Genomic DNA, 1,352 nt, shown 5'->3' with positions numbered 1-1,352 from the left:
CAGCGGGGTCCGCAGCTGGGGCCGCCCACCGGGTGACGTGCCCGCCGTCGGCGGCTCCGGGCACGGTCATCTCCTCGGGCGGAGGCGGACTCCCATGGCCTGGATCCTGTTCCTGGTGCTCCTCGCGATCGTGCTCGGCCTCATCGGCGTGGCCGCGCACGGTCTGCTGTACCTCCTGTTCATCGGCATCGTCGTCCTCCTCGTCGCGGTGGCCCTCGGGGGCGCGCGCTTCCGCCGGAGCGGCCGGCGGCCCACCCGGTAGGAGGGACGGCCCACCCGGTAGGAAACCCGCTGGCGCGCGGCACGGAAATCGGCGAGGCTCGCCGGCATGGTCTCGGTGGTGCAGAACGTGGCGGTCGACTGTGCGGATGCCTACGGGCTGGCCCGGTTCTGGAGCAGGGTGACCGGCCGTCCGCTGCATCCCGACGACCGGCCGGGCGATCCGGAGGTCCAGGTCATGCTCGCCGAGGGCCCGGTCCTGTACTTCAACCAGGTGCCCGAGGCCAAGACGGTCAAGAACCGGCTCCACCTCTGCCTGCGCCCGGAGACCTCGCGCGACCAGGAGGTCGAACGGCTGCTGGGCCTCGGCGCCACCCTCGTCGCCGACCGCCGCGATCCCGACGGCTCCGGCTGGGCGGTCCTCGCCGATCCCGAGGGCAACGAGTTCTGCGTGCTCCGCAGCGAGTCCGACCGGGCCGCGACGGCGTCCTGAGGCCCCCGACGGGCAGTGGTTGCCGAGCGTCGGGGCGGGCAGACGCTACCCGTCGCGGGGCCGCCCCGCGGCGGAGCGCGGGACTCGACGGACCGGAGGCCACCGATGATCCAGCTCGCAGACGTCCGCGAGTGGCGCCAGCACGACGTCGTCGACCAGGACGCCAAGAAGATCGGTGTCCTGGAGTCGGTCTACGTCGACACGGCGACCGACGAACCGTCCTTCGCCACGGTCACCGTCGGTCTGCCGACCCGCCACCGGCTCGTCTTCGTACCGCTCGACGGCGCCACCGCCGGACCCGGCTACTTGAAGGTCGCCCATCCGAAGGCCCTGGTGAAGGACGCGCCGTCGATCGACACCGACGGCGTCCTGACCGCCGACCAGGAACCGGCCGTCTTCGCCCACTACCGGCTCGACTACCGGCCCGGGGCCGGCGGCGAACGCCGCCTCGCCCGCCGGTGAGGGACCGGCCGGTGCCCCTGCGGAAACAGAGGACGGCGCGCGGCGCAGGCCGGGTGGATCGCCCGGGTGAGCGATTCGACCGGAGGAACCGGAGGAGTCGGCCCGCGGACCGTCCTCGCGGGGCCGGCCCTGCGGCCGTTGCGGGAGGCCATGAGACGGCGGCGGCCGCGGCGCTGCG

At 74.0% G+C, this 1,352-nt stretch carries 3 protein-coding genes; all 3 read left to right on the top strand.

Annotated elements, in window-relative coordinates; all coding sequences use genetic code 11:
• The first annotated feature begins 94 nt into the window (after positions 1 to 94).
• The 3 genes from ABZ641_RS37625 to ABZ641_RS37615 all read left to right on the top strand — a co-directional run bounded on the left by ABZ641_RS37625 (position 95) and on the right by ABZ641_RS37615 (position 1,174).
• Positions 95 to 262: a hypothetical protein gene (locus ABZ641_RS37625; protein WP_344622244.1), complete on the top strand. Its 168-nt coding sequence runs from the start codon at positions 95 to 97 to the stop codon at positions 260 to 262.
• Positions 263 to 328: 66 nt separating this feature from the next.
• Complete coding sequence (locus ABZ641_RS37620; protein WP_344622245.1) at positions 329 to 712, top strand: VOC family protein; 384 nt, start codon at positions 329 to 331, stop codon at positions 710 to 712.
• 105 nt (positions 713 to 817) lie between these two features.
• Entirely contained in the window at positions 818 to 1,174 is a 357-nt protein-coding gene (locus ABZ641_RS37615) for a PRC-barrel domain-containing protein (protein WP_344622246.1), read from the top strand.
• Positions 1,175 to 1,352 lie beyond the last annotated feature (178 nt).

It is taken from the genome of Kitasatospora sp. NPDC007106, from assembly GCF_040634455.1.
GTDB classification, from domain to species: Bacteria; Actinomycetota; Actinomycetes; order Streptomycetales; family Streptomycetaceae; genus Kitasatospora; species Kitasatospora arboriphila.
The sequence above is the reverse complement of the archived record's forward strand: the minus strand, read 5'-3'. Positions and strand labels throughout refer to the sequence as shown.

Coding starts and splice junctions, on each gene's coding strand:
- ABZ641_RS37625 (WP_344622244.1), top strand. CDS start 95: ATGGCCTGGATCCTGTTCCTGGTGCTCCTCGCGATCGTGCTCGGCCTC.
- ABZ641_RS37620 (WP_344622245.1), top strand. CDS start 329: ATGGTCTCGGTGGTGCAGAACGTGGCGGTCGACTGTGCGGATGCCTAC.
- ABZ641_RS37615 (WP_344622246.1), top strand. CDS start 818: ATGATCCAGCTCGCAGACGTCCGCGAGTGGCGCCAGCACGACGTCGTC.